Here is a 26,675-nt window from a genome sequence, read left to right as displayed (position 1 = left end):
CGGCCCTTTTCCGGCGGGTCCGCCCCGACAACAGCGGGTCGATTCGGGCGATTCTTCGTACGAGAGGATTTCTCGCCACATCTGCTACGGGCGGCGTCCGCCGGCGACCCGCAGCAGCTCGCCACCGCGGCGGGCCGCCTCGATCCCACCGGGCAGGTGCACCGGGCCCTGCCCCCGCCAGCTGGTCACCAGCGCCTCCAGCGCGTCCACGTGCCGCTGCGACAGCGCCGCAGGCGGCGCGCCCAGCTCCCGGGCCCAGGCATGCAGCACCCGGCTCCGCAGCGCCGGCAGTAGCTCCGCCAGCTCGGCCACCGCCAGCCCGCCCGAGCCGGTACGCGCCGCCGCCAGCGCCTGCCCCGCGAGCGCGTCCAGGGCCGTGCTGTCGGCCGCGATCAGCGCCGCGCTGCGCGCGAGGTTCGCCACCGCGTCCGCGCCGAGCGCCGCCGCCAGCACCGGCAGCACTTCGGCACGCACCCGGGACCGGGCGTACGCGGGGTCGGTGTTGTGCGGGTCCTCCCAGGGCGTCAGGCCCAGCGCGGCGCAGGCCGACCGGGTCTGGTCGCGGCCGATCCGCAGCAGCGGGCGCAGCAGCCGTACGCCGTCGAGGTCCCGCTCGGCGGGCATCCCGGCCAGGCCTCGCGGCCCGGCCCCCCGGGCCAGCGCCAGCAGGACCGTCTCGGCCTGGTCGTCACGGGTGTGCCCGACCAGGACCGCCGCCGCGCCCCACTCGTGGGCGATCCGCGCCAGCGCGTCGTACCGGGCGTTGCGTGCCGCCGCCTCCGGTCCGCCCGCGCCGGGGGCGACCTCGACCGTTGCCACCTCCACCGGGTCGAACCCGGCCCCGCGGGCCCAGTCGGCGACCGCGACGGCCCGCCGCGCCGAGCCCTCCTGCAGGCCGTGGTCGACCGTCACCAACCCCGCCGGACAGCCCAGGCGGGGGGCCACGAAGGCGGTGGCGGCAGCCAGCGCCAGCGAATCAGCCCCGCCGGAGCAGGCAACCAGCACCGTCGAGCCGGCCGGCAACCCGGTGAGCGCCGCACGCACGGCGAGGCGGACGGCGGCGACCGCCGGAGCGAGCCGGGCCACGACGGCGAGGTCAGCCCGCGTCGGCGGCCGGGGCGGTGCGGCCGTGCACCCGCGCCACCCAGGCGTCGGGGTCGGCGAGCTCGCCGATCTTCGGCAGTGTCAGCGGCGAGCTGAAGACCTTGTTGAAACCGGTCATCCCGACCCGCTCGACGACGCCGTGCACGAAGGCCCGGCCTTCGGCGTACTGGCGCATCTTGGCGTCGATGCCGATCAGCCGGCGGAATGCCCGCTCGACCGGGCTGGTCGGTTCGCGCCGCTGGTTGAACCGGGCCCGGATCTGCTCCACGCTCGGGACCACTTCCGGCCCCACCCCGTCCATCACGAACTCGGCGTGCCCCTCCAGCAGGGTCATCAGCGCGGTCAGCCGGTCCAGCACGGCCTTCTGGCCGGGCGTCTGCACCAGATCGAGCACGCTGGTCCGCGACTGCGGGTCCCGCGCCGACGAGGCGAGCATCCCCACCGCGCGGCGCAGCCGCTCCAGGAAGCGGTCGTCATCGGCCTGTGAGGCGTCGACGAAGGCCTGCACCTCGCCGAGGAAGTACCCACGCATCCAGGGCACCGCCGTGAACTGCACCCGGTGGGTCACCTCGTGCAGGCAGACCCAGAGCCGGAAGTCCCGCGGGTCGGCCTCCAGGCGGCGCTCCACGTCGACGATGTTCGGCGCGACCAGCAGCAACTGCCCCGGGTCGTTGGCGAGCACGTCGAACTGCCCGAGCACCCGGCCGGAGAGAAAGGCCAGCACCGTGCCGGTCTGCAGTCCGGTCGCCCGGGAGCCGATCATCTCGGTCAGGGCGCTGGGCTCCTTCTCCGAGAGCTGGGAGATCAGCGGGGAGATCACCTCCCGCATCCCGGCAACGTTGGCGTCGACCCAGTCGCGGCGGTCGACCACCCGCACCGGGGCGGGCGTGCCGACCGGGGTCAGCCCGGTGTACGCCGAGACGTGCTCGGCCGCCTCGTCCGCGAGTCGCCGCAGCTGCGCCACGATCTCGGTCGCCTCGCTGAGCGACACCCGAGGGCCGTTCTTGCCGAGTGCCCCCGCCGTCGCGGCGGCCAGGTCCCAATCCACGAACTGCGCCATGGCACCCACCGTACCCGCGTGGGGCACCCCCGCCGGGTCTCCCGGCAGCCTCAGCGGCAACCGCACCCGGCCAGGGCGGCGGCGATCCGGTCCAGCGCCACCTGGGGGTCGGCGCTGTGGGGCACCCGGTCGGCGAGGATGGCGAACGCCAGCACCCGCCCGTCGGCGGTGGTGACGACGCCGGAGATCGCGTGCACCCCGCTGAGCGTGCCGGTCTTCGCGCGTACCGCTCCCGCTCCGGCCCTGGCCTGGTCGCCGTAGCGCTCACGCAGCGTGCCGGACCAGGCCGCCACCGGCAGCCCGGCGAAGAGACCGGAGAGGTCCGGCCGGGACGGATCGGCGGCGAGCTGCAGGATCTCGGTCAGCAGGCGCGGTGCGATCCGGTTGTCACGCGACAGCCCGCTGCCGTCGGCCAGCTCGGTGCCCTCGGCGGGGAGGCCGAGCTCGGCGAGCACCTCCTTCATCGCCTCGCCGGAACCGGCGAACGAGGCCGGCTTGCCCTGGACCAGGGCGACCTGGCGGGCCAGCGCCTCGGCGAGGAAGTTGTCGCTCTGCTCCAGCATCAACTCCACCAGCCGCACCATCGGCGCGGACTCGACCCGGGCCAGCTCCGCACCGGCCGCCGGCTCGGCGGCGGTCGCCGCCCCGGAGGCCGCCCCCGCCCGCGGTGCCCGGCCGGCGCTGACCGCGCTCGCGGGCAGCCCCAGCGCCGCGGCGAAGGCCCGCCCGGCCGCCAGCTCCGGCTCGGCCGAACGCTCGGCGTAACCCTGCCCGGACTTCGGATCGTTGCGTGCGCCGTCGATCATCAGCGCGCTGATCGTGCCGCCGTAGCCGCCGGTGGGAATGTCGGAGTCCCAGCCCGGCTCGTGCGCCGGACCGGAGTAGAGCGAGCCGTCGACGATCACCTTCGTCGGCGCGGTGCCGCCGAGGGCCTTCCGCACCTGTTCGGCGAGCACGTCGAGCCGGGCCGCGCCCGGGTAGTAGCCGGTCTTGCCGCCGGCGAGGGTGGGGTCGCCCCCGCCGACCAGCACCACCTCACCGGGGTTCGCGCCGGCCACCGCCACCGTGGGGATCCGGTACGCCGGACCCCGCGCCGCCAGCACCGTCACCGCTGTCACCAGCTTGGTCACCGAGGCCGGCACCGTCGGCTCCTGCGGGGCGCGGGCGTCGAGCACCTCGCCGGTCTTGAGATCGATGATCTCCAGGTGCAGCCGCTCGCCGAGGGCCGCGGAGACGTTCAGCTTGTCGATGGCGGCCTTCACCCCGGCAGGCGTGGGCATCGGCGCACTGTCCGAGGCGACGGCGAGGACCTGTCGGGGCGCGGGATCGGGGGCGGCGGTTGTCGCGGGATCGGCCCCGCCCAGCCAGCCGTCGATCGGCCCCGGACGGACCAGCACCAGCGCGGCGCCGACCCCGACGACCAGAACCAGGACAGCTGCCAGCCAGGCGAGCCGTCGCCGGCCGCGGGTAGCGGGCGGAACCGGGTCTGCGGGCGGCGGGCCGGCCGGCGGTCGCGGGGTTTCCGAGGCCTGCGAACCGGCCGGGGGCGTCGATTCCGATTCCGATTCGGGGGCGGAATCCGGGTCGGGGGTGCTGCGCAACGGCGGCGGCGGGACCGAGGCCCGGCCACGTGCGGAAGCCCCGGAAGAAGGCGCGCCGGGGCTCACCGGATCCGCCGATCGGCCAGGCGACCCTCCAGTCTCGGCCCCCTGTCCGCTCTCCGGGCGGTAGTGTGAATCATCCCTCCCCACCGGCCCCTCCTCCCCACATCGAAAACGGCTTAGGCGACACTACTGCCGTCCGAAGACTATGTGGCGTCCGGATCGACCGGGACAGGTTCACCGGGGCCGCACGCATGCCACGACGTTAGGCGGCGTGGGCAGACGAGGAGCGTGAGATGGATTTCGACGTCCTGGTTGAGATCCCGAAGGGCCATCGAAACAAGTACGAGGTAGACCACGCGACCGGCCGGATCCGGCTGGACCGCACGCTGTTCACCTCGACGCAGTACCCGGCGGACTACGGGTTCATCGAAGGCACCCTCGGCGAGGACGGCGACCCGCTGGACGCTCTGGTGCTCGTTCCCGAGCCCACCTTCCCGGGCTGCCTGATCCGCTGCCGTGCCGTCGGCATGTTCCGCATGACCGACGAAAAGGGCGGCGACGACAAGGTCCTCTGCGTCCCCTACGAGGACCCGCGCCAGGAGCACCTGCGCGACATTCACCACCTGGGCGAGTTCGACCGCCTGGAGATCCAGCACTTCTTCGAGGTCTACAAGGACCTGGAGCCGGGCAAGTCAGTCGAGGGCGCGACCTGGGTCGGCCGGGTCGAGGCCGAGGCCGAGATCGTCAAGTCGATCCAGCGCGCCAAGGACGCCGAGGCCGCCGGCGAGCACCTGCACTGACCTGCGCCACCACACATCGCAAGGCCGTCCGCGCCACCCGCGCGGACGGCCTTCGCGTTTCTCTCAGCCGATGAGCCCGCGAGCGCGCGCGTAGAGATCGAGCACGGCACAGGCCACCGGCACCACCGAGACCACCACCACCGTCTCCAGTAGGTCGGCGGCGCGCCCCAGATACGGCGAGGGCGGACGGTGGGCGTACGTGGCCCCGGCGGCGACCAGCAGCGGCGCCGCCACCACCGCCGCCGCGACCAGCAGCAACCGGCCCGGGTCGCCAGCCGTGGCCGCGAGGCCGGCGCCGAGCAGCGTCACCCCCGCCAGACCACCGGCCAGCAGCGGCACCCGGTGCCGGACCGCCACGAAGAGCCGGGTACGCAGCAGCAGCGCCACCGCGCAGGCGGCCACCAGCAGCAGCGCCGCCGTGCCGCCGTGCGCCACCAGCACCGCCGACGCGCCGGCCACCAGGACCGCCTGGGCGATCAGCAGCCCGCCGAGCACCTCCTCGCTGCGGGTCACCGCGTCGCGTACCAGGGTGGTGTCCGGCAGCCGGCGGGCCGCGGCGGCGCCCGGCCCGGCGTCGTCGGCGGGCGCGACCGGCGGCATCGGCACCTTGCCGAGCCGGATCGCCAGCAGCGGCAGCACGCCGAGGGCCAGGACAAGCACGCTCAGCACGACCGCCGCGGCGGCCTGGGCCGGCAGGGCGAAGGCGGTCAGCGCCGCCGCCGCGCCGCCGAGGCCCACCCCGGTGGCGGCGACGAAGATCCGGGTCCCCGCGGCCACCCCGACCGTGCCGAGCAGCGCCGCCACCACCAGCGCCGCCGATCCGGCCAGCAGCTCCGCCGCGCCGATCCAGCGCAGACCGGGCAGCCCCACCGGGTCCCCGGAGGTGACGAGCAGGGCGCCGCCGGCGAAGGCGTACGGCATCGCGCAGCCGGCGAGCGCGACACCGGCACCGGCGTCGCCGTACGCGCGGGAGGCGACAACCCCCGCGACGGTGAGCAGCGCGGCGATCCCCAGCGCCGGGTACGCGCTGCTCCCGCCGGGGGCCGGTCCGGCGGCGAGCAGTGCCAGCAGCCCGATCGCCGCGGCCAGACCGGCGGCGACGCTGCTCGCGGTGCGCGACGCAGACGGTGACCATGCCCCGCCGCGCCGGCGGGCGCCGTCGGCGATCGCCTCCACCACGTCGTCGTACTCGAGCTGCGGCCACTGCGCCTGCGCCGGCACGAGGTGCAGCACCTCACCGTCGCGTACCCCCTGGACCGCCAGTGGACGGGCGGTGGCGAGGACACCGCCGTCGGCGCGGCGCAGCACCCAGCCGCCGTGCTCCTCCCCGGAGTCGGCGAGCCCCTCACCGGCGTGCCGCAGCACCTCCGGCAGGAGCTCCACCAACGGGGTCTGCTCCGGCAGCGCGACGTCGACCCGGCGATGCGGCGCGCTGATGGTGACCCGGGCGAGCCCCGTGCTCATCGACATCTACGAGATTCCTTTCCCACGGCGGTGGCGGCTGCGCGAACGACAGGACTCTATCTACCATGAGCGAGGTTCGGATCACGATGCGCGTTCACAGGGGGATGAATTGCACCGGTACGGGGTGGTCCGATGAGTACGGTCGTCGTCAAGCGGCCCGCCCGCCGCCCCGCTCCGGAGATCCCCGAGGGCGAGTTGCCGGTCGAGGCGCCACCGGAGATCCCGGCCCAGACCCAGGCCCGCTGGCAGCAGTTGCTGATGGTCCTGCCAATGCTCGGCGGCACCACCGCGATGGCGATGATGTTCGGCCGGGACGGCGGCCCGTACTCCTACGTGGTGGGCGGGATCTTCGGCCTGTCGTCGCTGGCGATGCTCGTCAGCTCCTGGGCGAACTCGTCCGGCGCGCCGAAGAAGTCGGAGATGATGACGGCCCGCCGGGAGTACCTGCGCCACCTCGCCACCCTGCGCCGCCGGGTGCGCGAGACGGCTGCCCGCCAGCGCGCCGGCCTGCACTACCGGCATCCGGACCCCACCCGGCTCTGGTCCACCGTCGGCAGCCACCGCGTCTGGGAGCGCCGCCCGGCCGACGACGACTTCGCGGTGGTCCGCGTCGGCGTCGGCCCGCAGACCCTGGCCACGCCGCTGGTGGCGCCGACGACCCGGCCGCTGGACGAGCTGGAGCCGATGACCGCCGGGGCGCTGCGCCGCTTCCTGGACGCACACTCGGTCCTGCCGGACCTGCCGGTGGCGCTCTCGCTGCGCGGCTTCGCCCGGGTCTTCGTCGGTCCCGACGTGCCCACCACCGGCTCCAATCCGGTCCCGGACACCGGGGAACCGGCGGCGCTGGTCCGCGCGATCCTCACCCAGCTCGCGGTCTTCCACGCCCCCGACGAGCTGCTGATCGCCGTCTGCACCGGGCCGGAGCGCCGCCCGGCCTGGGAATGGGTGAAGTGGCTGCCGCACGCCCGGCACCCCACCCGCCACGACGCGCTCGGCCCGGTACGCCTGGTCGCCAGCACCGCCACCGAACTTGAGGAACTCCTCGACGATCTGCTCGCCAACCGCCCCCGTTTCCGGCCCGGGATGGTGACCGGCGACGGGCCGCATCTCGTGGTGGTCCTCGACGGCGGTGAACTGACCGGCGCGAACACCCTCACCGCCGACGGCGGCGTCGCCGGGCTGACCGTGCTCGACCTGCAGAACCGCCCGCCCCGGCTGCCCGACCGGGCGACCCTGGTGCTGCACGTCAGCGCCGAACACCTGATCAGCTCCACCATGGACGGCATGGCGGAGGTGGGCAGGCCGGACCTGCTCGACCCCGCCGACGCCGAAGGGATCGCCCGCCGCCTGGCGCCGCTGCGCCTCGCCACCGGCGCGCGCGGCGCCGACACCCCGGCCGCCACCGACCCCGGCCTGCCGGAGCTGCTCGGCCTCGGCGACCCGGAGAGCTGGACGCCCGAGCGGGGCTGGACGCCCCGGGCGCACCGGGACCGGCTGCGGGTGCCGATCGGCGTCGGCCCGGACGGCGGCACCGTCGAGCTCGACCTCAAGGAGTCCGCACAGGACGGCATGGGACCGCACGGACTGCTGATCGGCGCGACCGGCTCCGGCAAGTCCGAGCTGTTGCGGACCCTCGTCCTCGGGCTCGCCGCCACGCACAGCTCGGCGGAGCTGAACTTCGTCCTGGTCGACTTCAAGGGCGGCGCCACCTTCGCCTCCCTCGACCGGCTGCCGCACACCGCCGCGGTGGTCACCAACCTCGCCGACGAGCTGCCGCTGGTGGACCGGATGGTCGACGCGATCTCCGGCGAGCTCAACCGCCGGCAGGAGCTGCTGCGCCGCTGCGGCAACTACGCCAGCCTGCGCGACTACGAACGCGCCCGGGCCGGCGGCGCCGCCCTGGCGCCGCTGCCGTCGCTGCTCTTCGTCTGCGACGAGTTCTCCGAACTGCTCACCGCCAAACCCGAGTTCATCGACCTCTTCGTCCAGATCGGCCGGGTCGGCCGCTCACTCGGGGTGCACCTGCTGCTCGCCTCGCAGCGGCTGGAGGAGGGACGGCTACGCGGACTGGACAACCACCTGTCGTACCGGGTGGGGCTGCGGACCTTCTCGGCGCTGGAGTCACGCACCGTGCTCGGCGTGCCGGACGCCCATGAGCTGCCCCGCTCCCCCGGGCACGGTTTCCTGCGCTACGGCAACGAGCCGCTGCTGCGGTTCAAGGCGGCGTACGTCTCGGGACCGCACCGGCGCGCGGGCGACGGCGCGGACGGCACGCCGCTGACGCGGCCCCGGCTGCTTGATTTCACCAGCCACCACGTGCCGATTCCGGAGCCGGCCGTACCCGACGAGCCGCAGCCCGAGGAGAGCGACCGGGAGTCGCTGCTGGACGTGCTGGTGGAGCGGCTCGCCGGGCAGGGACCCCCCGCCCACCAGGTCTGGCTGCCACCGCTGGGTGCGGCGGCGACCCTGGAGGAGCTGCTCGGGCCGCTGACAACCGACCCGCAGCGGGGCCTGACCGTCGGCAACCCGGAGCTGCACGGCGCCCTGCAGGTGCCGATCGCGCTGGTCGACAAGCCGTACGAGCAGCGCCGGGACCTCTTCTGGCTGGCCCTGGACGGGGCGGCCGGGCATGTGGCGGTCGTCGGCACCACGCAGAGCGGCAAGTCGACGCTGCTGCGGACGCTGATCTGCGCCCTGGCGCTGACCCACACGCCGGCGCAGGCGCAGGTCTACTGCCTCGACTTCGGCGGCGGCGCGCTGGCCGGGTTGCGGGATCTGCCGCACGTCGGCGGGGTCGCGGGACGTTCCGACCCGGCGGCGGTGCGCCGGACCGTCGGGGAGATCAGCGGGCTGCTGACGCAGCGCGAGCAGCGTTTCGCGCTGGCCGGGACGGAGTCGATGGCCGCCCACCGCGCCCACGTGGCGGCCGGAGCTCCGCCCGGCGACCCGTACGGCGACGTCTTCCTGGTGGTCGACGGCTGGGCGACACTGCGCAACGAATACGAGGACCTGGAGCCGCTCATCACCGAACTGGCCGGGCGGGGCCTGTCGTACGGCATCCACGTGGTCGCCTCGGCGGCGCGCTGGATGGATTTCCGGCCGTCGGTGCGTGACCTGTTCGGTTCCAAGGTGGAGCTGCGACTGGGCGACCCGAGCGACTCGATGGTGCCCCGGCGGGCGGCGGCGAACGTGCCGGCGGGCACGCCCGGACGGGGAATGACCGTCGACGGGCTGCACTTCCTCGGCGCGCTGCCGCAGGCCGACGGCACCGGGACGGAGACCGCGGACCTGGTCAAAGCGGTCGCCGCCGCCTGGGCGGGGCCGGTGGCGCCGCGGGTCCGGCTGCTGCCGGCGGTCCTGCCCTACGACCGCCTGGAGCCGGCCGAGGCTACCGGGCTGCGGCTGCCGATCGGCATCGCCGAAGCGGACCTGCGCCAGGTGGAGCTGGACTTCGGCACCGAACCGCACCTGATGGTGGTGGGCGAACCGGAGTCGGGCAAGTCATCGTTCCTGCGGGCACTGGCGACCACGATCACCCGCCGGTTCGCCCCCGAGCAGGCCCGGGTGATGCTGGTGGACTACCGCCGCAGCCTCTTCGGGGCGATCGGCGAGCCGCACCTGATCGGGTACGGCTCGGCAGCGGCGCACACCAGCGAGCTGATGGAGTCGGTCGCTGATCACATGCGACGACGGCTGCCCGGTCCGGAGGTGACCGCCGAGCAGCTGCGGGACCGCTCCTGGTGGAGCGGGCCGGAGCTCTTCGTGCTGGTGGACGACTACGACCTGGTGACGACCGGGCCGGTGAACCCGCTGGCGCCGTTGCAGGAGTACCTGCCGCAGGCCCGCGACATCGGCCTGCACCTGGTGCTGGTCCGCCGGTCGGGTGGGATCTCCCGGGCCGCCTTCGAGCCGCTCATGCAGAGCCTCGCCGAACTCTCCGCGCCCGCGCTGGTGCTCTCGGCGGGCCGTGAGGACGGGCCGTTGCCGGGCGGGTTGAAACCGGTGCGGCTGCCGGCCGGGCGGGGGCGGCTCGTCACCCGCGTCGACGGCGTACGGCTGGTGCAGTTGGCCCATCTGCCCCCGGCCTGAGCGGCCGGCGCCGCGGCGGACCGGTTCGCTGCCACGGCCGGGCAATCCGCGGAGAACCCTCCGGCGGGGGCGGCGCACCCGGTACGCTTTCGAGCATCAATGGGGCCGATGGGGTGAATGGCTGAAGGTGTGACCGAAGTGAGCCGCTCGCAGCGCACCGCCGGACGCTTCGCCGTCGGGGCTCTGCTCGCCGTGACCGTCCAGACCGGACTCGGTGTCCCGGCGCAGGCGATGCCCGCGCCGGCCGCCCGCGCCGCCGCGACGGTCAACGCGCCTGCCTTCGCCGCGCCGCTGGGTGAGCCGCTCGCCGCCGAGTCGGTCCGGGCCGGGCAGTGGCAGGTGGAGAAGCTCAACGCCGCCGCGGCCTGGCGGACCTCGACCGGCTCGGGAGTCACCGTTGCCGTGATCGACTCCGGGGTGGACGGCTCCCACGTCGACCTCGCCGGGCAGGTGCTGCCCGGAAAGGACTTCGTCTTCAGCGACTCTGACGGCCGCTGGGATCCCGTCGGCCACGGCACCACCGTCGCCGGCCTGATCGCCGGGCGTGCCGATGACGCCGCCGGCGTTGTCGGCCTCGCCCCTGACGCCAAGATCCTGCCGGTACGGGTGCTCGATGACGACAACCGCTACGAGGACGCCACGGTGGTCGCCGAGGGCGTGCGCTGGGCGGTCGACAACGGCGCCCAGGTCGTGAACCTCTCCCTCGGGGGTTCCGGCGCGTCCCCGGCGCTCGCCGCCGCCATCGACTACGCCTTCGCCCGGGACGTCGTGGTGATCGCCTGCACGGGCAACGTCGCCACCTCGTCGAACCCGAACGTCTGGTACCCGGCCCGGGAACCGGGGGTGATCGCCGTGACGGGGCTGGAGCAGTCGGCCGACGAACTCTGGTCCGGGGCGATCTCCGGCACCGAGACGGTGCTCGCCGCGCCCGCCACGGGCCTGATCGGGGCGAAGCCCGACGGCTACTGGCAGGTGCAGGGGACGAGCTTCGCCGCCCCGCTGGTCTCCGCCGCCGCCGCCCTGATCCGGTCCCGCTGGCCGGACATGTCCGCCGGCGACGTGGTCAACCGACTCCTGGTCACCGCCCGCGACCTCGGCCCGCAGGGCCGCGACGACCGGTACGGCTTCGGCCTGGTCGACCCGGTGGCGGCGCTGAACAGCACGATCGAACCGGTGCACCGCAACCCGCTCGACGACGACGTGCGCCCCGGCTTCGCCGGCTTCGGCGGTCCGCCGGGGCTGGAGCAGGCCGCGGCGGTCGAGCCGGCCGAGGCGCGCAGCACCTGGCTGCTCGGCTCGGCGAGCCTCACCGACGCATCGGTGCCGCTGATCTCCGGTTTTGTGCTGCTGACGGCCCTGGCCGCCGGCACGCTGCTGCTGCGCCGGTCGCGCCGTTACGTCCCGCGCCGGTACGCCACCGCCTACCGGCCCGATCCCGCGCCCGACCCGGCGTACGGGGCCCCACCACCGATCGACCGGTTCTACGCCGACCATCACCGCTGAGTACGCCGGGGTGGCTCTGGCGCAGCCGTCAGCGCAGGGGCCGCCGGCCGGCCCGGTGCGGCGAGGATTTCACGTGCACTTGCCGGTCTCCACTGCCCGGGTACGTCCGGCCCCCGCCTTCGCGACCGGCTGCGCTTCGGTCGCGGTGACCGCGAATCCGGTGTTGGGGTCGTCGGCGGCGGCCGCGAAGATCACGCCGAGCACCGCGCCGTCGGAGTCGAGCAGCGGACCACCGGAGTTGCCGCTGCGCACCAGCGCCCGGATCGTGTAGATCTCCCGGGTGACATCGCTGGACTCGTAGATGTCGGGGCCGGTGATCCGGTCGACGTCCCGGATGCGGGCGGACTGGGCGTCGAAGGGCCCGTCCAACGGGAAACCGACGACGATCGCGTCGGTGCCGGTGTCGGCTCTGCGGGGCTCGAAGTCCAGCACCGGCGCGGTCAGGCCGGGCACATAGAGCACCGCGAGGTCGCGGTCCGGGTCGTAGACGACGACCCGGCCGTCGTACCGGCGGTCGTCGAGTTCGACGGTGAGGCTGCGGGTGCCGGCCACCACGTGGGCGTTGGTCATCACCCGTTCCGAGGCGTAGACGAAGCCGGTGCCCTCGATCCGCCGGGAGCAGTCCGGCGCGCTGCCGAGGACCTTCACCACCGACTGGCGGCTGTTCGCCACCACCTGCGAGCCGATCAGGGCCGGATCCGGTGGGGAGACCTGCCGGGCCCGGGTGGGCGACAGGCCCCGGAAGACCTCCGGGAAGCCGTTGGTGTCGACGGTGTCGCGCAGCGCGGTGGAGAAGCGCTGCGCCTGGTCGGGCATCACCCGGTCGACGGCGCCGAGCACCGCGCTGTTGCGCACCGCGCCGGCCAGGCCGGGGATGGCCGACGAGCCGAGCGGGACGGCCACCAGCCAGGCGACGAAGAGGACGGCGACCAGGGAGACGAACGCGCCGCCGGCGTCGTCGAGGCGGCGGCCGGCCCGGCTGCTGATCGCGTGCCGCAGGTGGGAGCCGACCCAGCCGGCGAGCGCCTGACCGAGAACGGCGAGACCGAAGATGGTGACGAGCGAGACGACCACCCGCCCGGCCGGGTCGTCGAACTGCCGGGCGGCCAGCGGGCCGACCTGGAGTCCGATCAGCGCCCCGACGAAGAACCCGCTGAAGGAGAGCGCGCCGACGACGAAGCCCTGCCGGTAGCCGCTGATGGCGAAGAGCAGCATGAGCACCACGAGCACCACATCAACGACCGACACCCGTTCAGGGTACGGGCGCAGCGCTCACGTCGCCCTGATGCGGCCAGGACCTGCGATGTTCGGCTCGTTCAGGCCCTGCGGCGGACCCGGCGGTCTTGGTCGCGGGCCCGTGGGTCTTGGCCGTGGATGCCGTGGTCTTGGCTGTAGGCCCGGCGGCCGGGGTGGCGGGCAGCGCCTCGGTGGCGGGCAGGTCCACGACCCGGTCCCGGGGCCAGGGCCGGGCCCAGCCGCCCATCTCCAGCAGCGCCGAGATCACGCCGGCGGTGAAGCCCCAGACGAGCATGCCGCGGGCCTGGAAGGCGGGCCCGATGTAGCCGCTGGGGTGGCGTACCTGGCAGCGGTTGTCGGGGTCGACCAGTTCGGCGATCGGCAGCCGGGCGACGTGGGCGACCTCGGCCGGTTCGCGGGGGTGCACCGGATGGGGCGTGTGCCACCACGCCAGCACCGGCGTGACGACGAAGTCGCTGATCGGGATCCAGAGCTTCGGCAACTCGGCCAGGAGCGTCACGCTGGCCGGATCGAGCCCCACCTCCTCGTTCGCCTCCCGCAGGGCGGTGGCAGCCGAGTCGGCGTCGCCGGGATCGGCGGCCCCACCGGGGAACGCGGGCTGCCCGGCGTGGTTGCGCATCCTCGCGGCGCGCTGCAGCACCAGCAGGTCGGGGCCGGTCCGGGGATCCTCGCCGAGCAGCACCAGCACGGCGCTGTCCCGGCCGCCGCGCTCGGGCGTCTCCAGCCGGGTGAAATCCCGGGTACGCGACTCGCGCACCCGGGGCAGCAGTGGGTAGCACCAGGTCGGCAGCTTGGGTTCGGTCATGAGAGCTCCACCCCGAGATACTGCCCGATCAGCGCGTCGAGCGCAGCGTCGTCGAGCGCACCGGAGGAATCAAGATGGCGCACCTGGCCTTCGGCGTCGACCAGCAGGGTCATCGGCAGGAAGTTGCGGCCGAAGGCGCCCCGGAGCTGGTCGTCGCCGTCGAAGAGGTTGGGGAAGGTGAGGCCGTAGCGCTCGCCGAGGGCCCGCGCGGCTTCCCGGTCGTCGGCGGCGTTGACGCCGATGACGTGCAGCCGCCCGTCGGCGCGCTCGGCGAGCCGCTGGAAGGCGGGCAGCTCCTTGCGGCAGGGCGGGCACCACGAGGCCCAGAGGTTGACGACGGCAGGACCGCGCAGGTCGGCGAGGACGATCTCCTCGCCACCGTTGAAGCAGGCCAGCCCGAACGAGGGCAGCTCCACCGGTGCGGTGCCGGCGGCTGCGGTGGTGTCCGCGGGTCCGACGGCCGGTGCGGTGGTCAGGCCGGCGCAGGCCGCAAAGGGGATCGGCGCCGACGGCTGCGACGGCGCTGGTTCGGCGTCCCCACCGCAGCCGGCGAGGAGTAGCAGCGGCAGGGCCAGGGCGGCGAGACGGCGGATCACGGCGCGTCCGCCTGGACGGCCTTGGCCGGCACGTACTCGGCGGGCACGCCGGCCGCGACGGCCAGCTCCGGGGCGCGCGGGCCCTTGAGCAGCTTCGCCGCGGCGCGCTGCTCGGTCGGCCCGGTGCCGTACGACGGGCAGAGCCGGGCCAGGGTGCAGGCCCCGCAGGCGGGTTTGCGCGCGTGGCAGACCCGGCGGCCGTGGAAGATCACCTGGTGCGAGAGCATCGTCCAGTCGCGGCGCGGGAAAATCGCCCCCACCGCATGCTCGATCTTCACCGGGTCCGTCTCGTCGGTCCAGCCCCAGCGGCGCACCAGTCGCTGGAAGTGGGTGTCGACGGTGATGCCGGGGACGCCAAAGGCGTTGCCGAGGATGACGTTCGCCGTCTTGCGGCCGATGCCGGGCAGGGCCACCAGCTCGGCGAGCTTGCCGGGGATTTCGCCGCCGTGCCGCTCGACGAGCGCCTGGCCGAGCTTGATCAGGGCGTCGGTCTTGTTGCGGAAAAAGCCGGTCGGGCGGATCAGCTCCTCCAGCTCGGCCCGGTCGGCCGCGGCGTAGTCGGCGGCCTTCGGGTAGCGGGCGAAGAGCGCCGGGGTGACCTCGTTGACCCGCTTGTCGGTGCACTGGGCGGAGAGGATCGTGGCGACCGCCAGCTGCAACGGGTTCTCGTGGTCCAGTTCGCAGTGCGCGTCAGGGTGCGTCGCGGCCAGTTCCCGCCCCATCCGGCGGGCTCGGCGCGTACGGGCGAGCTCGGTTTCGGCGCTGCCGAGGGAAGTGCCGGTCACATCGGCCAGCCTACGTCGCCACCCCGACACGCCGGTCGACCCGCCCGACGGGTCGCGTCAGCTCGCCGGCGGCGTGATCCGGCCGTCGGGGCCGAACTGGGGCGCGCTCTCCGGGAAGTCCGCCCCGCTGACCCGCTCGATCAACTGCAGTCCGCGGGCGTCGGCGTCCATCCGGGGCAGCCCGGCGCCGTCCATGTACGTGGAGCGGAACTCGCCGCCGGCCCAGGATCCGTCCGGGTTGAGCGAGACCCGCAGCACTCCGCCCCAGCCGAGTTCGGCCCGGGTGCTGAGGGTGCCACCGCCGCCGGCGAAGTTGCCGAGGCTGTAGGCGATCAGCTTGCCCTTGTAGAACTCCATGCCGCGCAGCACGTGCGGGCCGTGCCCGACGATCAGGTCGGCGCCGGCGTCGACCATGGCCCGGGAGAAGGCGACCGGGTTGCCGCGGTTCTCGCCGAAGAAGGTCTCGGTCTCGAAGGTGACCCGGGTGCGGTCGGTCCCCTCGGCCCCCATGTGCGCCTGGACCACCACGAGATCGGCCAGCTCGGCGGCCTCGGCCACCAGCTTCTTGCCGGCGGTGATGTCGACCACGCTGTTGCCCCAGAAGTACGGCGAGAAGCCGACGTTGGCGATCGTCAGGCCGCCGACCTCGGTGAGGGTGATCTGCTCCGGCGGCCCGGTGTGCTGCAGGCCGTGCTCCTCGAGAGCGGCCTGCGTGTTGGCGTAGCCGGCGGCACCGAAGTCGTACCCGTGGTTGTTGGCGATGTTGAGCACCTGGAAGCCGGCGTCGCGCAGGTGGGCGGCGTACGACGGCGGCGCGCGGAACTGGTAGCAGTCGGTGGCGTCGGCACCGCACTTGCCGGTGCCGGTGTCGACGGTCAGCGGCTCCTCGAGGTTCCCCATGACCAGGTCGGCGGCGAGCGCCTTGGTGACCGAGTCGAAGAAGCCCTTGCCGTCGTCGGCGGGCAGCCGGGACGGGGCGTTGCCCATGATGATGTCCCCGGTGGCCGAGAGCGTGACCGGCGCGGGCGCGGCGGTTGTCGCCTGCGGCGCCGAGGAGCCGGCTGTCTGCGGCGCGGCGGCGCCGGGCTCCCACCGGGGACCCTCGCCGCTGTCGGCGCAGCCGGTGAGAAGGACGAGAAGAAGGCCGCAGATCAGAGCGGTACGGCCGCGAGCACCTGGAGTCGACATCGCAGGCGAAGCTACCTGGTCCCCGGGAGGTTCGGACCCCCGCCCTCCGGGTAGACGATGCGACCGACCGTACAGATCCGGCGCATGGGAACCTCCGGGTCGAATTGGGCTACCAGCCATCGGTCATCAAACGACTACCGGAAGTAGTATGTGACGGGCGGTCGGCAATAGTAACGGCGGACCGGGTCGGAGCGGTTACCCCCGGGGATCAACATTCCAGGGGTGGACCTCCGATTCCTGCTCACATGCGCCTAGACTTGTCGGCGCGCGAGGGATCCAGCGACCGGCGGACCCGGCCGACGGACGGCACGCGCAGGCGGAGGTGCGCGATGGATGAAGTGCTGGCACGCAGCGGGATCTTCCAGGGGGTCGAGCCCGAAGCGGCAGAGGCGCTCGCCAAGGAGATGGAGACGATCAACATCCGCAAGGGTGAGGTCGTCTTCAACGAGGGCGAGCCGGGCGACAGCCTCTACATCCTGCTGAGCGGGAAGATGAAGCTCGGTCGCCGGGCAGCCGACGGCCGACAGAACCTCATCGCGCTGGTGGGCCCGTCCGACATGCTGGGCGAGCTGTCGCTCTTCGACCCCGGACCGCGTACGGCGACCGCCACCGCCGTGACCGACGCCCGGCTGGTCCGGCTGCGCAAGCAGGCACTGCGCCCGTGGCTGAACAACCGCCCGGAGATCGCCGAGCAGCTGCTGCGGGTGCTCGCCCGCCGGCTGCGCCGTACCAACGACTCCCTCGCCGACCTGATCTTCACCGACGTGCCGGGCCGGGTCGCCAAGAACCTGCTCCAGATGGCCGGCCGTTTCGGCACCCGTGACGGCGGCGTCCTGCGCGTCACCCACGACCTGACCCAGGAGGAGATCGCCCAGCTCGTCGGCGCCTCCCGGGAGACCGTCAACAAGGCCCTGGCCGACTTCGCCTCGCGCGGCTGGCTGCGCCTGGACGGCAAGAGCATCATCATCCTGGACCCGGAGCGCCTGGCCCGCCGCGCCCGCGTCTGACCTGATCACCGCGAAACGGGACCGCCCCCTGGGGGGTGGTCCCGTTTCGCGTTCCCGCTCAGCGCAGTCGGTCGAGGTCGGTGAAGTAGCCCGGGTACGTCTTGGCGACGCAACCCGGGTCGGCGATCTCGATGCCGGGCACCCGCAGGCCGAGCAGCGCCAGGCTCATCGCCATCCGGTGGTCGTCGTAGGTGGCGAAGCGGGTCGGGCTCGGCGTACCCGGGTTGACGGTGAAACCGTCGTCGTGTTCAACGGCGTCGATGCCGGCGCGGCGCAACTCGGTGACGACGGCGTGGATGCGGTCGGTCTCCTTGCCGCGGATGAAGCCGATGCCGCGTACCCGGGTGGGGCCGTCGGCGAAGACGGCGACGGCGGCGAGGGTCTGGGCGGTGTCGGAGATGTCGGCCATGTCGATGTCGATCCCGCGCAGGGTGCCGGTCCCGGTGACGGTGATCCGGTCGGCGTGCCGCTCGACCCGCGCCCCCATCCGCTCCAGCGCGTCGGCGAAGGCGACGTCGCCCTGGAGGCTGCCCGCGCCGAGCCCGTCGACGGTGACCCGGCCGCCGGTGATGGCAGCGGCGGCGAGCAGGTAGGACGCGGCGCTCGCGTCGGGCTCGACCGCGTAGTCGGCCGGCCGGTACGCCCCGGGCGCGACCGCGAGCCGTTCGGCGTCGACTCCGAAGGCCGCCATCACCGCGACGGTCATGTCCAGGTACGGCACCGAGACCAGCTCCGAGGTGAGCCGCATCCGCAGCCCGTCGCGCATCAGCGGTCCCGCCATCAGCAGCCCGGAGATGAACTGGCTGGAGAGGTGTCCCGGCAGGTCGACCTCGCCACCGCGGACCGGGCCGCGGACGGCCACCGGCAGCCGGCCGGGCTCACCCTCCTCGGTGACCTCGGCGCCGAGGTCGCGCAGCGCATCGATCAGCGGCCCGAAGGGGCGGGCACGCAGCTGGGCGGCGCCGTCGACGACGGTACGGCCTGCGCCGAGCGCCGCGACGGGCAGCACGAACCGGGAGGTGGTGCCGGACTGCCGGGCGTCGAGGGTGCCACCGGTGGCGGTGGCCCGGGGGTCGATCCCGTCCACGGTGACGGTGGCGCCTTCCTCGTCGGCGCCGACGCCCGCGCCGAGGCCGGCGATCGCGCCGAGCATTGCACGGGTGTCGTCGGCGAAGAGCGCGCCGCGCAGCACGCTGCGCCCCGGGGCCAGGGCGGCGCAGAGCAGCGCCCGGTTGGTGATGCTCTTGGAGCCCGGTGGGCGGAGCGTCACGTCCGGGGCGGCGGTCAGCGGGGCGACGGCGAGGACGTCGGGGAAACCTTCAAAGGGAGGAGCCACCCCGGCATTGTCCCGCGCCGACCGCGCACCGGCCCCGGTGATCCCACCCACGACCCGGGCCAGAAAAAGTCAGGCTTGACTGTTTGTTTCGGGCGAGGCAGGCTGTCGGCGTGACCGACACCACAGCCCGCACCCCGCAGCAGGAGCGCAGCCGCGCCACCCAGGCCCGGCTGCTGGAGGCGACGGTCGATTGCCTGGTGGAGCGGGGCTGGTCCGGCACCACCACCACGGTCGTCGCCGCGCGCGCCGGGGTCTCCCGCGGGGCGCAGCTGCACCACTACCCCACCAAGGCGGCGCTGGTCACCGCCGCCGTCGGTCACATCGCCGAGCGGCGCGCCACCGAACTGCGCCGCGAGGCCGAGGCGCTGCCCGAGGGGGCCGAACGGCTGGACCAGGTGATCGATCTGCTGGCCGCGGCATTCACCGGGCCGCTCTTCGTCGCCGCGCTGGAGCTCTGGGTCGCCGCCCGCACCGACGCCGAACTGCGCGCCGCGCTGCTCCCCCTGGAGAACCGGCTCGGCCGGGAGATGCACCGCCTCACCGTCGAACTGCTCGGGGTGGACCAGCGCCGTCCGGGCGTACGGGAATCGGTGCAGACCACGCTCGACCTGATGCGCGGCCTCGGCGTGGCGAACCTGCTCACCGACGACTCGACGCGACGTACCGCCCTGCTCCAGTACTGGAAGCAGCAACTCGCCGCACTGCTCAAGCCCTGACCGGAGGCATGATGGTTGACCTCGCCCCCCTCCTCGCTGACCTGGACGCCGAATCGGCCGACCTGGACGCGACCGTGACCTCGTGCGACGAGGCCGGCTGGGCCCGCCCCACACCCTCGCCCGGCTGGTCCGTCGGTCACCAGATCGCCCATCTCGCCTGGACCGACCACATGGCGACGCTCGCGGCCACCGACATGAACGCCTTCTTCTCCTCGGTCACCGACATGATCAGCAACCCGGAGACCTATGTGGACGAGGCCGCGACGGCGTGGCTGGCACCACCGGCCGAGCTGCTGCCGCGCTGGCGGGCCGGGCGCGAGACGCTGGCCAAGGCGCTGACCGAGGTGCCGCCGGGGATGAAGCTGCCCTGGTTCGGCACCCAGATGTCGGCCGCCTCGATGGTCACCGCACGGATCATGGAGACCTGGGCACACGGCCAGGACGTCGCCGACGCACTCGGCGTCGAGCGCACCCCGACCGGACGGCTGCAGCACATCGCCTACCTGGGCAGCCGTACGCTCAAGCACGCCTTCAGCGCCAACGGCGACCCGGAGCCCACCGAGTCCGTACGGGTCGAGCTGACCGCGCCGGACGGCACGCTCTGGACCTTCGGGCCGGAGGAGGCGGCGGACCGGGTCACCGGCAGCGCGCTGGACTTCTGCCTGCTGGTCACCCAGCGCCGGCACCGCGACGACCTGGCGCTGACCGCCACTGGGGCGGTCGCCGACCGCTGGCTGGACATCGCCCAGGCCTTCGCCGGCCCGCCCGGCCCCGGCCGTGCACCGCTCGGTGCCCCGGCCGGCGCCGTCGACGGTGAGGTGCCGGCATGAGCGGCATCGGCGCCGACCCCGGCGTACTGCGCATCGGCAACGCCTCCGGCTTCTACGGCGACCGGTTCGCGGCCTGGCAGGAGATGCTCGACGGCGGTGATCTGGACGTCCTCACCGGCGACTACCTCGCCGAGCTGACGATGCTGATTCTCGGCAAGGACCAGCTGCGCGACGCGAACCTCGGCTACGCCAAGACGTTCCTGCGCCAGCTGGAGACCTGCCTCGGCACCGCCCTGGAGCGCGGCGTACGGCTCGTCACCAACGCCGGTGGCCTCAACCCCGCCGGGCTCGCCGACGAGCTTCGCCGGCTCACCGAACGGCTCGGGCTGGACGCCAAGGTCGCCCACGTCGAAGGCGACAAGCTGGCCCGGCCGGACGCGCTCACCGCGAACGCGTACCTGGGCGGGTTCGGGATCGCCGAGTGCCTGCGGGCCGGCGCGGACATCGTGGTGACCGGCCGGGTCACCGACGCCTCGCTGGCGGTCGGCCCGGCGATCGCCCACTTCGGCTGGTCGCGCACCGACTTCGACGCCCTGGCCGGGGCGACCGTCGCCGGGCACCTGATCGAGTGCGGCGCGCAGGTCACCGGCGGCAACTTCAGCTTCTTCACCGAACTGCCCGACGGCGCGCGCCGCCCCGGCTTCCCGATCGCGGAGATCGCCGCCGACGGCTCCACCGTGATCACCAAGCACCCGGGCACCGGCGGCGCGGTCACCCCCGAGACCGTCACCGCCCAGCTGCTCTACGAGGTGGGCGGCCCGCACTACCTCGGCCCGGACGTGGTCACCCGGCTGGAGACGGTCGAGCTGACCGCCGACGGCCCCGACCGGGTCCGGGTCAGCGGCACCCGCGGCCTCCCCCCGCCGGCCACCGTCAAGGTCGGCATCAACAACCTCGGCGGTTTCCGCAACTCGATGACCTTCGTCCTCTGCGGACTCGACATCGAGGCGAAGGCCGCGCTGGTGCGGGAGCAGCTGACCGAGGCGGTCGGCGCCGAAGGGCTGGAGTTCGTGCTGGCCCGCACCGACCACCCGGACTCGGCCGACACCGAGGCGGCGAGCGCGCTGCTGCACGTGCACCTGCGCGACAGCGACGGCAAGCGCTCCGGCCGGGCGTTCTCATCGGCTGCGGTCGAGCTGGCGCTCGCCTCCTACCCCGGCTGCACGCTCACCACCGTCCCCGGCCGGGCCACCCCGTACGCGGTCTTCAGCGCCGACTTCGTCCCCCAGGAGACGGTGCCGCACGTCGCCGTCCTCCCCTCGGGCGAGCGCCGCGACATCCCCCCGGCCAGCGTCACCGCCGACCCGTCGGCCGAAACCGGCGCCGACCCGGCGACCGCCGATGGGCCGTCGCCGCAGACCACAGCCGAAACCACCACCGCAGCCGCGGCCATGACCGCCGGCAGCACCACGACGGCAACCCGCCGCGGGCCGCTCGGCGAGCTGGTCGGGGCCCGCTCCGGCGACAAGGGCGGCAACGCCAACCTCGGCGTCTGGGCCCGCGACGACGCCGGGCACGCCTGGCTGCGGACGTTCCTCACCACCGACCGGCTGCGCGAGCTGCTGCCGGAGGCGGCCGACCTGCAGATCGACCGGCACGAGCTGCCGAACCTGCGCGCCGTCAACTTCGTGCTGCACGGCCTGCTCGGTCAGGGGGTGGCCGCCTCCACCCGCTTCGACCCGCAGGCCAAGGCCCTCGGGGAGCTGCTGCGGTCCCGCATCGTCGACCTCCCCTCCCCCGCCCCCGAGGAGATCGCGTGAATCTGATCGACACCCCCGAACGGCGCCAGTTGCGCGAACTGACCCGCTCCTTCGTGACCCGGGAGATCGTTCCCCACCTCGACGGGTGGGAGCGGGCCGGGGAACTCCCCCGCGACCTGCACCGCGCCACCGCCAAGGTGGGGCTGCTCGGCATCGGCTTCCCCGAGGCGTACGGCGGCAGCGGCGGCGACCTGCTCGACATGGTCGCGGTGAACGAGGAGATCCTCTACGCCGGTGCTTCGTCGGGGCTGATCGCGGCGCTGTTCACCCACGGCATCTCGCTGCCGCACATGGTGCAGGCCGCCCAGTTCGGCGCCGACGGAGCCGACGCACTGATCGACCGGTACGTCCGCCCGACGCTCGCCGGTGAACTGATCGGCTCACTGGCGGTCACCGAGCCGGACGGCGGCTCCGATGTGGCGGGCATCCGCACCACCGCCCGCCTGGACGGCGACCACTACATCGTCAACGGCGCGAAGACCTACATCACCAGCGGGGTGCGGGCCGACTTCGTCACCACGGCGGTGCGCACCGGCGACGAGCCGGGGGCGAGCGCGATCTCGCTGCTGGTGATCGACAAGAACACCCCCGGCTTCACCGTCGGGCGCAAGCTGGAGAAGCTCGGCTGGCACTGCTCGGACACCGCCGAGCTGGCCTTCTCCGACGTACGGGTGCCGCGGGCCAACCTGGTCGGGGCGGAGAACTCGGGTTTCTTCGCCATCATGCAGAACTTCGCCGCGGAGCGGATCTCGCTGGCGGTGCAGGCGTACGCGACTGCCCAGCGCTGCCTGGATCTGACGATCGAGTGGTGCCGGCAGCGGGAGACGTTCGGCCGGCCGCTGGCGAAGCGGCAGGTGGTGCGTCACAAGCTCGCCGAGATGTCGACCCGGGTGGACGTGGCGCGGACGTACACGCACGCGGTGGCGGCCCGGGCGGCCGCCGGCGAGCAGGTCTTCACCGAGGTCGCGCGGGCCAAGAACGCCTCGGTGGCGGCCTGCGAGTGGGTGGTCAGCGAGGCGGTGCAGCTGCACGGCGGCTTCGGCTACATGCGTGAGGCGGAGGTGGAGCGGCACTACCGCGACGCCCGGATCCTCGGCATCGGCGGCGGGGCCACCGAAATCATGAACGAGATCATCGTGAAGGGAATCGGCCTGTGAGCGTCATCAACAGCGCGGTCGACCCGCGCGGCGACCAGTTCCGGGCGAACCGGGAGGCGATGCTGGAGCGCATCGCCGAGCTGGACGCGGCGCTGGCGACGGCCCGGGGCGGCGGCGGCGAGAAGTACGTCAAGCGGCACCACTCCCGCGGCAAGCTGCTCCCCCGCGAGCGCATCGAGCTGCTGCTGGACCGGGACAGCCCGTTCCTGGAGATCGCCCCGGTGGCCGGCTTCCAGACCGACTTCCCGGTCGGCGGGAGCGTGGTGGCCGGCATCGGTGTCGTCGAGGGCGTCGAGTGCGTGATCATGGCGAACGACCCGACGGTACGCGGCGGCGCGGTGAACCCGGTGTCGCTGAAGAAGACCCAGCGGGTCGGGGAGATCGCACTCACCAACCGGCTGCCGATGATCAATCTGGTGGAGTCCGGCGGCGCCGACCTCCCCACCCAGGCGGACATCTTCATCCCCGGCGGGCGGGTCTTCCGGGACCTCACCCGGCTGTCGGCGGCCGGCATCCCCACGGTGAGCGTGGTCTTCGGCAACGCGACCGCCGGTGGCGCGTACGTGCCCGGCATGTCCGACTACACGATCATGATCAAGGATCAGGCGAAGGTCTTCCTGGCCGGCCCGCCGCTGGTCAAGATGGCCACCGGCGAGGTCACCGACGACGAGTCGCTCGGTGGCGCGTCCATGCACGCCAGCACCTCCGGCCTGGCGGACTTCCTCGCCGTCGACGAGCGCGACGGCCTGCGCCTGGCCCGGCAGTGCGTACGCCGGCTGAACTGGACCAAGCAGGGTCCGGCGGCGCGCAACCCGTTCCCGGAGCCGCCGAAGTACGACCCGGAGGAGCTGCTCGGAATCCCGGGCGCGGACCTGAAGGTGCCGTTCGACCCGCGCGAGGTGCTGGCCCGGGTCCTCGACGGCAGCGACTTCGACGAGTTCAAGCCCGGCTACGGCACCGCGCTGGTGACCGGCTTCGGCGAGCTGCACGGCTATCCGGTCGGGGTGATCGCCAACGCCCGCGGGGTGCTCTTCAGTGAGGAGGCGCAGAAGGCGACGCAGTTCATCCAGCTCGCCAACGCCGCCGACACGCCGCTGCTCTTCCTGCAGAACACCACCGGTTACATGGTCGGCAGCGAGTACGAGCAGCGCGGCATCATCAAGCACGGCGCCCTGATGATCAACGCGGTGTCGAACTCGACGGTGCCGCACCTGACGCTGAACATGGGCGCCTCGTACGGCGCGGGCAACTACGGCATGTGCGGGCGGGCGTACGACCCGCGGTTCCTCTTCGCCTGGCCGAACGCCAAGTCGGCGGTGATGGGCCCGGCGCAGCTCGCCGGCGTGCTCTCCATCGTGGCCCGGCAGGCGACCGAGGCCCGCGGCCAGGAGTACGACGAGGAGTCCGACGCCGCCATGCGGATGATGGTGGAGCAGCAGATCGAGTCGCAGTCGGGCTCGCTCTTCCTCTCCGGGAAGCTCTACGACGACGGGGTCATCGATCCCCGGGACACCCGTACCGTCCTCGGGATGTGCCTCTCGGCAATCCACAGTGGAACCGTCAAGGGCGCCGCCAACTACGGCGTCTTCCGGATGTGAGGGCATGATGATTCGCAAGCTGCTGGTCGCCAACCGGGGCGAGATCGCCCGCCGGGTCTTCGCCACCTGCCGTCAGGCGGGCATCGCCACGGTCGCCGTGCACTCCGACGCCGACGCGGACGCCCTGCACGTCGCCGACGCCGACGAGGCGGTCCGGCTGCCCGGCAACGCCCCCGGTGAGACGTATCTGCGTACCGATCTGATCATCGAGGCGGCCCGGCGCACCGGCGCCGACGCCATCCACCCCGGGTACGGCTTCCTCGCCGAGAATGCCGACTTCGCCGCCGCCGTCACCGACGCCGGGCTGACCTGGGTCGGCCCGTCGGCGAAGGCGATCGCCGCGATGGGCTCCAAGATCGAGGCGAAGGCGCTGCTCGCCGACGCGGGCGTGCCGATGCTGCCGACCTACACCGAGCCGGACCAGATCACCGACTTCCCCGTCCTGATCAAGGCCTCTGCCGGGGGCGGCGGCCGGGGCATGCGCATCGTCCGCGAAGCCGGCGAACTGGCCGAGGCGGTCGCCTCCGCGCGGCGGGAGGCCTCCGGCGCCTTCGGTGACGGCACCGTCTTCATCGAGCGCTACCTGGAGCGGGCCCGCCACATCGAGGTGCAGATCTTTGGCGACAGCCACGGCACCGTCGTCTCCCTCGGTGAGCGGGAGTGCTCGATCCAGCGCCGGCACCAGAAGGTCATCGAGGAGGCCCCGTCGGCGGCGGTCACCCCGCAGCTGCGCGCGCAGCTCGCGGCGGCAGCCGTTGCCGCGGGCCGGGCCGTCGACTACGTCGGGGCCGGCACCGTGGAGTTCATGCTCGCCGACACCGGCGAGTTCTTCTTCCTGGAGATGAACACCCGGCTCCAGGTGGAGCACCCGGTCACCGAGTGCGTCACCGGACTGGACCTGGTGCGGTTGCAGCTGCTGGTCGCCGAGGGTGAGCCGCTGCCCTTCACCGAGGCGCCCGCCACCCGAGGCCACTCGATCGAGGCGCGCATCTGCGCCGAGGACCCGGCGGCCGGCTACCTGCCCGCCACCGGCACCCTGCACCGCTTCTCGATCCCGGGCGTCACCGGCACGTTCGCTCCGCTCGCGGCCACCGGGCTGCGGCTCGACTCCGGTGTCGGCGACGGCTCAGTGGTCGGCGTGCACTACGACTCGATGCTGGCCAAGCTGATCGTCTGGGCGCCGACCCGCGCCGAGGCGACCCGGCTGCTCGCGGCGGCGCTGACCCGCGCCGAACTGCACGGTGTCACCACCAACCGGGACCTGCTGGTCCAGGTGCTCAGCACACCCGAGTTCCACAGCGCCGAGATCGACACCGGGTTCCTGGACCGGCACGAGGAGGTCTTCGCCCCGCTGCTCGGTCCCGCCCAGGTACGCCTCGCGGCGCTGGCCGCGGCGCTGGCCGGCGCGGCGGCGCGCCGGGCGGCGGCCCCGGTGCTCGCCTCGCTCCCCTCCGGCTGGCGCAACCTGCCGGCCGCCCCGCAGAGCTGCACCTTCACCGCACCCAACGGTGAGATCGAGGTCCGGTACCGGCTCGACCGCACCGGCGCGATCGCCGAATGGTCGACCGTCACGCCCGCGTCCACGGACGAGACCGGAGAGGCCGCAACGGCCGTCGCACCGGAGGTCACGCTGATCTCCGCCCGCGCCGACGAGGTGGTCCTGTCGGTGGACGGCATCCGCCGCGCCTTCGCGGTGCAGCAGCGGGGCGGGGAGTTCTTCGTCGACAGCCCGCTCGGCGCGGTCGCCCTCGCCGAAGTGCCGCGTTTCGCCGAACCGACGGTCGCACTCGCCGAAGGGTCGCTGATCGCCCCGCTGCCCGGCTCGGTCACCAAGGTGCACGTCGAGGTCGGGCAGCAGGTCACCGCCGGGCAGCTGCTGCTGACCCTGGAGGCGATGAAGCTCGAACATCCAGTCCTGGCCCCCACCGACGGTGTCGTCGCCGAACTGCCGGTGCCCGCCGGCGGCCAGGTGGAGACCGGCACCGTGCTCGCCGTGGTCAACGCCGAGTAGTCACC

Annotated in this window: 19 protein-coding genes and 1 pseudogene; 10 read left to right on the top strand and 10 right to left on the bottom strand. The window is 73.5% G+C overall.

Features of this window, described 5'->3' with window-relative positions; all coding sequences use genetic code 11:
* Positions 1-84: 84 nt before the first annotated feature.
* The 3 genes from tilS to dacB are packed head-to-tail and all read right to left on the bottom strand — an operon-like array spanning position 85 to position 3,606.
* The gene (gene tilS, locus ACK8GG_RS11600; protein ID WP_440356283.1) at positions 85-1,086 is read right to left on the bottom strand and encodes a tRNA lysidine(34) synthetase TilS; all 1,002 of its coding nucleotides are present in this window, start codon (positions 1,084-1,086) and stop codon (positions 85-87) included.
* 10 nt (positions 1,087-1,096) lie between these two features.
* Entirely contained in the window at positions 1,097-2,164 is a 1,068-nt protein-coding gene (locus ACK8GG_RS11595; RefSeq protein ID WP_440352336.1) for a zinc-dependent metalloprotease, read from the bottom strand.
* A 50-nt stretch (positions 2,165-2,214) separates the two neighbouring features.
* Positions 2,215-3,606 (bottom strand): D-alanyl-D-alanine carboxypeptidase/D-alanyl-D-alanine endopeptidase, encoded by a 1,392-nt coding sequence (dacB, locus tag ACK8GG_RS11590; protein ID WP_440356422.1) that lies wholly within the window; start codon positions 3,604-3,606, stop codon positions 2,215-2,217.
* A 455-nt stretch (positions 3,607-4,061) separates the two neighbouring features.
* On the opposite strand from dacB, the gene ACK8GG_RS11585 reads away from it, so the two are divergent.
* Positions 4,062-4,568: an inorganic diphosphatase gene (locus tag ACK8GG_RS11585; RefSeq protein ID WP_440349312.1), complete on the top strand. Its 507-nt coding sequence runs from the start codon at positions 4,062-4,064 to the stop codon at positions 4,566-4,568.
* 63 nt (positions 4,569-4,631) lie between these two features.
* Here ACK8GG_RS11585 and eccD read toward each other — a convergent pair whose 3' ends face one another.
* The gene (gene eccD / locus ACK8GG_RS11580; protein ID WP_440356421.1) at positions 4,632-6,032 is read right to left on the bottom strand and encodes a type VII secretion integral membrane protein EccD; all 1,401 of its coding nucleotides are present in this window, start codon (positions 6,030-6,032) and stop codon (positions 4,632-4,634) included.
* Positions 6,033-6,164: 132 nt separating this feature from the next.
* Between eccD and eccCa the strand changes: the two genes are divergently transcribed.
* Together eccCa and mycP are read left to right on the top strand one after the other, a co-directional pair.
* Positions 6,165-10,121 (top strand): type VII secretion protein EccCa, encoded by a 3,957-nt coding sequence (eccCa, locus tag ACK8GG_RS11575; RefSeq protein WP_440352335.1) that lies wholly within the window; start codon positions 6,165-6,167, stop codon positions 10,119-10,121.
* A gap of 117 nt (positions 10,122-10,238) precedes the next feature.
* The gene (gene mycP, locus ACK8GG_RS11570) at positions 10,239-11,624 is read left to right on the top strand and encodes a type VII secretion-associated serine protease mycosin (RefSeq protein ID WP_440352334.1); all 1,386 of its coding nucleotides are present in this window, start codon (positions 10,239-10,241) and stop codon (positions 11,622-11,624) included.
* Between the two features lie 69 nt (positions 11,625-11,693).
* Here the strand turns inward: mycP and ACK8GG_RS11565 are convergent, their stop codons facing one another.
* From ACK8GG_RS11565 to ACK8GG_RS11545, 5 genes and pseudogenes are all read right to left on the bottom strand, one after another.
* The gene (locus ACK8GG_RS11565) at positions 11,694-12,872 is read right to left on the bottom strand and encodes a MarP family serine protease (RefSeq protein WP_440356282.1); all 1,179 of its coding nucleotides are present in this window, start codon (positions 12,870-12,872) and stop codon (positions 11,694-11,696) included.
* 148 nt (positions 12,873-13,020) lie between these two features.
* Positions 13,021-13,686, bottom strand: a pseudogene (locus tag ACK8GG_RS11560) (NUDIX hydrolase); the annotation flags it as partial.
* Entirely contained in the window at positions 13,683-14,282 is a 600-nt protein-coding gene (locus tag ACK8GG_RS11555) for a TlpA family protein disulfide reductase (protein WP_440356281.1), read from the bottom strand. The pseudogene ACK8GG_RS11560 and the gene ACK8GG_RS11555, both read right to left, overlap by 4 nt.
* Positions 14,279-15,004 carry an endonuclease III gene (gene nth / locus ACK8GG_RS11550; RefSeq protein WP_440349794.1) on the bottom strand — a complete coding sequence of 242 codons (726 nt, stop codon included), beginning with the start codon at positions 15,002-15,004 and terminating at the stop codon, positions 14,279-14,281. Before nth ends, ACK8GG_RS11555 begins: the two co-directional genes overlap by 4 nt.
* A 120-nt stretch (positions 15,005-15,124) precedes the next feature.
* On the bottom strand, positions 15,125-16,255 hold the full coding sequence (locus ACK8GG_RS11545) for a CapA family protein (protein WP_440356280.1): 1,131 nt from the start codon (positions 16,253-16,255) through the stop codon (positions 15,125-15,127).
* A 329-nt stretch (positions 16,256-16,584) separates the two neighbouring features.
* Here ACK8GG_RS11545 and ACK8GG_RS11540 point away from each other — a divergent pair, with 329 nt between their 5' ends.
* The gene (locus ACK8GG_RS11540) at positions 16,585-17,262 is read left to right on the top strand and encodes a Crp/Fnr family transcriptional regulator (protein WP_440349306.1); all 678 of its coding nucleotides are present in this window, start codon (positions 16,585-16,587) and stop codon (positions 17,260-17,262) included.
* Positions 17,263-17,320: 58 nt separating this feature from the next.
* Here ACK8GG_RS11540 and aroA read toward each other — a convergent pair whose 3' ends face one another.
* Complete coding sequence (gene aroA / locus ACK8GG_RS11535) at positions 17,321-18,598, bottom strand: 3-phosphoshikimate 1-carboxyvinyltransferase (RefSeq protein ID WP_440356279.1); 1,278 nt, start codon at positions 18,596-18,598, stop codon at positions 17,321-17,323.
* A 110-nt stretch (positions 18,599-18,708) separates the two neighbouring features.
* On the opposite strand from aroA, the gene ACK8GG_RS11530 reads away from it, so the two are divergent.
* The 6 genes from ACK8GG_RS11530 to ACK8GG_RS11505 are packed head-to-tail and all read left to right on the top strand — an operon-like array spanning position 18,709 to position 26,670.
* Positions 18,709-19,314 (top strand): TetR/AcrR family transcriptional regulator, encoded by a 606-nt coding sequence (locus tag ACK8GG_RS11530; protein ID WP_440352329.1) that lies wholly within the window; start codon positions 18,709-18,711, stop codon positions 19,312-19,314.
* Between the two features lie 11 nt (positions 19,315-19,325).
* Positions 19,326-20,144: a TIGR03084 family metal-binding protein gene (locus ACK8GG_RS11525; protein WP_440352328.1), complete on the top strand. Its 819-nt coding sequence runs from the start codon at positions 19,326-19,328 to the stop codon at positions 20,142-20,144.
* Positions 20,141-21,904 (top strand): acyclic terpene utilization AtuA family protein, encoded by a 1,764-nt coding sequence (locus ACK8GG_RS11520; protein WP_440352327.1) that lies wholly within the window; start codon positions 20,141-20,143, stop codon positions 21,902-21,904. Before ACK8GG_RS11525 ends, ACK8GG_RS11520 begins: the two co-directional genes overlap by 4 nt.
* Positions 21,901-23,061, top strand: a complete 1,161-nt coding sequence (locus ACK8GG_RS11515) for an acyl-CoA dehydrogenase family protein (RefSeq protein ID WP_440352326.1) — start codon at positions 21,901-21,903, stop codon at positions 23,059-23,061. Before ACK8GG_RS11520 ends, ACK8GG_RS11515 begins: the two co-directional genes overlap by 4 nt.
* A 59-nt stretch (positions 23,062-23,120) precedes the next feature.
* Positions 23,121-24,659 (top strand): acyl-CoA carboxylase subunit beta, encoded by a 1,539-nt coding sequence (locus tag ACK8GG_RS11510; RefSeq protein WP_440353314.1) that lies wholly within the window; start codon positions 23,121-23,123, stop codon positions 24,657-24,659.
* Between the two features lie 7 nt (positions 24,660-24,666).
* Positions 24,667-26,670 carry an acetyl/propionyl/methylcrotonyl-CoA carboxylase subunit alpha gene (locus ACK8GG_RS11505; RefSeq protein WP_440353313.1) on the top strand — a complete coding sequence of 668 codons (2,004 nt, stop codon included), beginning with the start codon at positions 24,667-24,669 and terminating at the stop codon, positions 26,668-26,670.
* Positions 26,671-26,675: the final 5 nt, after the last annotated feature.

The organism is Melissospora conviva (assembly GCF_049523535.1).
Taxonomy (GTDB): Bacteria; Actinomycetota; Actinomycetes; order Mycobacteriales; family Micromonosporaceae; genus Melissospora; species Melissospora conviva.
The sequence above is the reverse complement of the archived record's forward strand: the minus strand, read 5'-3'. Positions and strand labels throughout refer to the sequence as shown.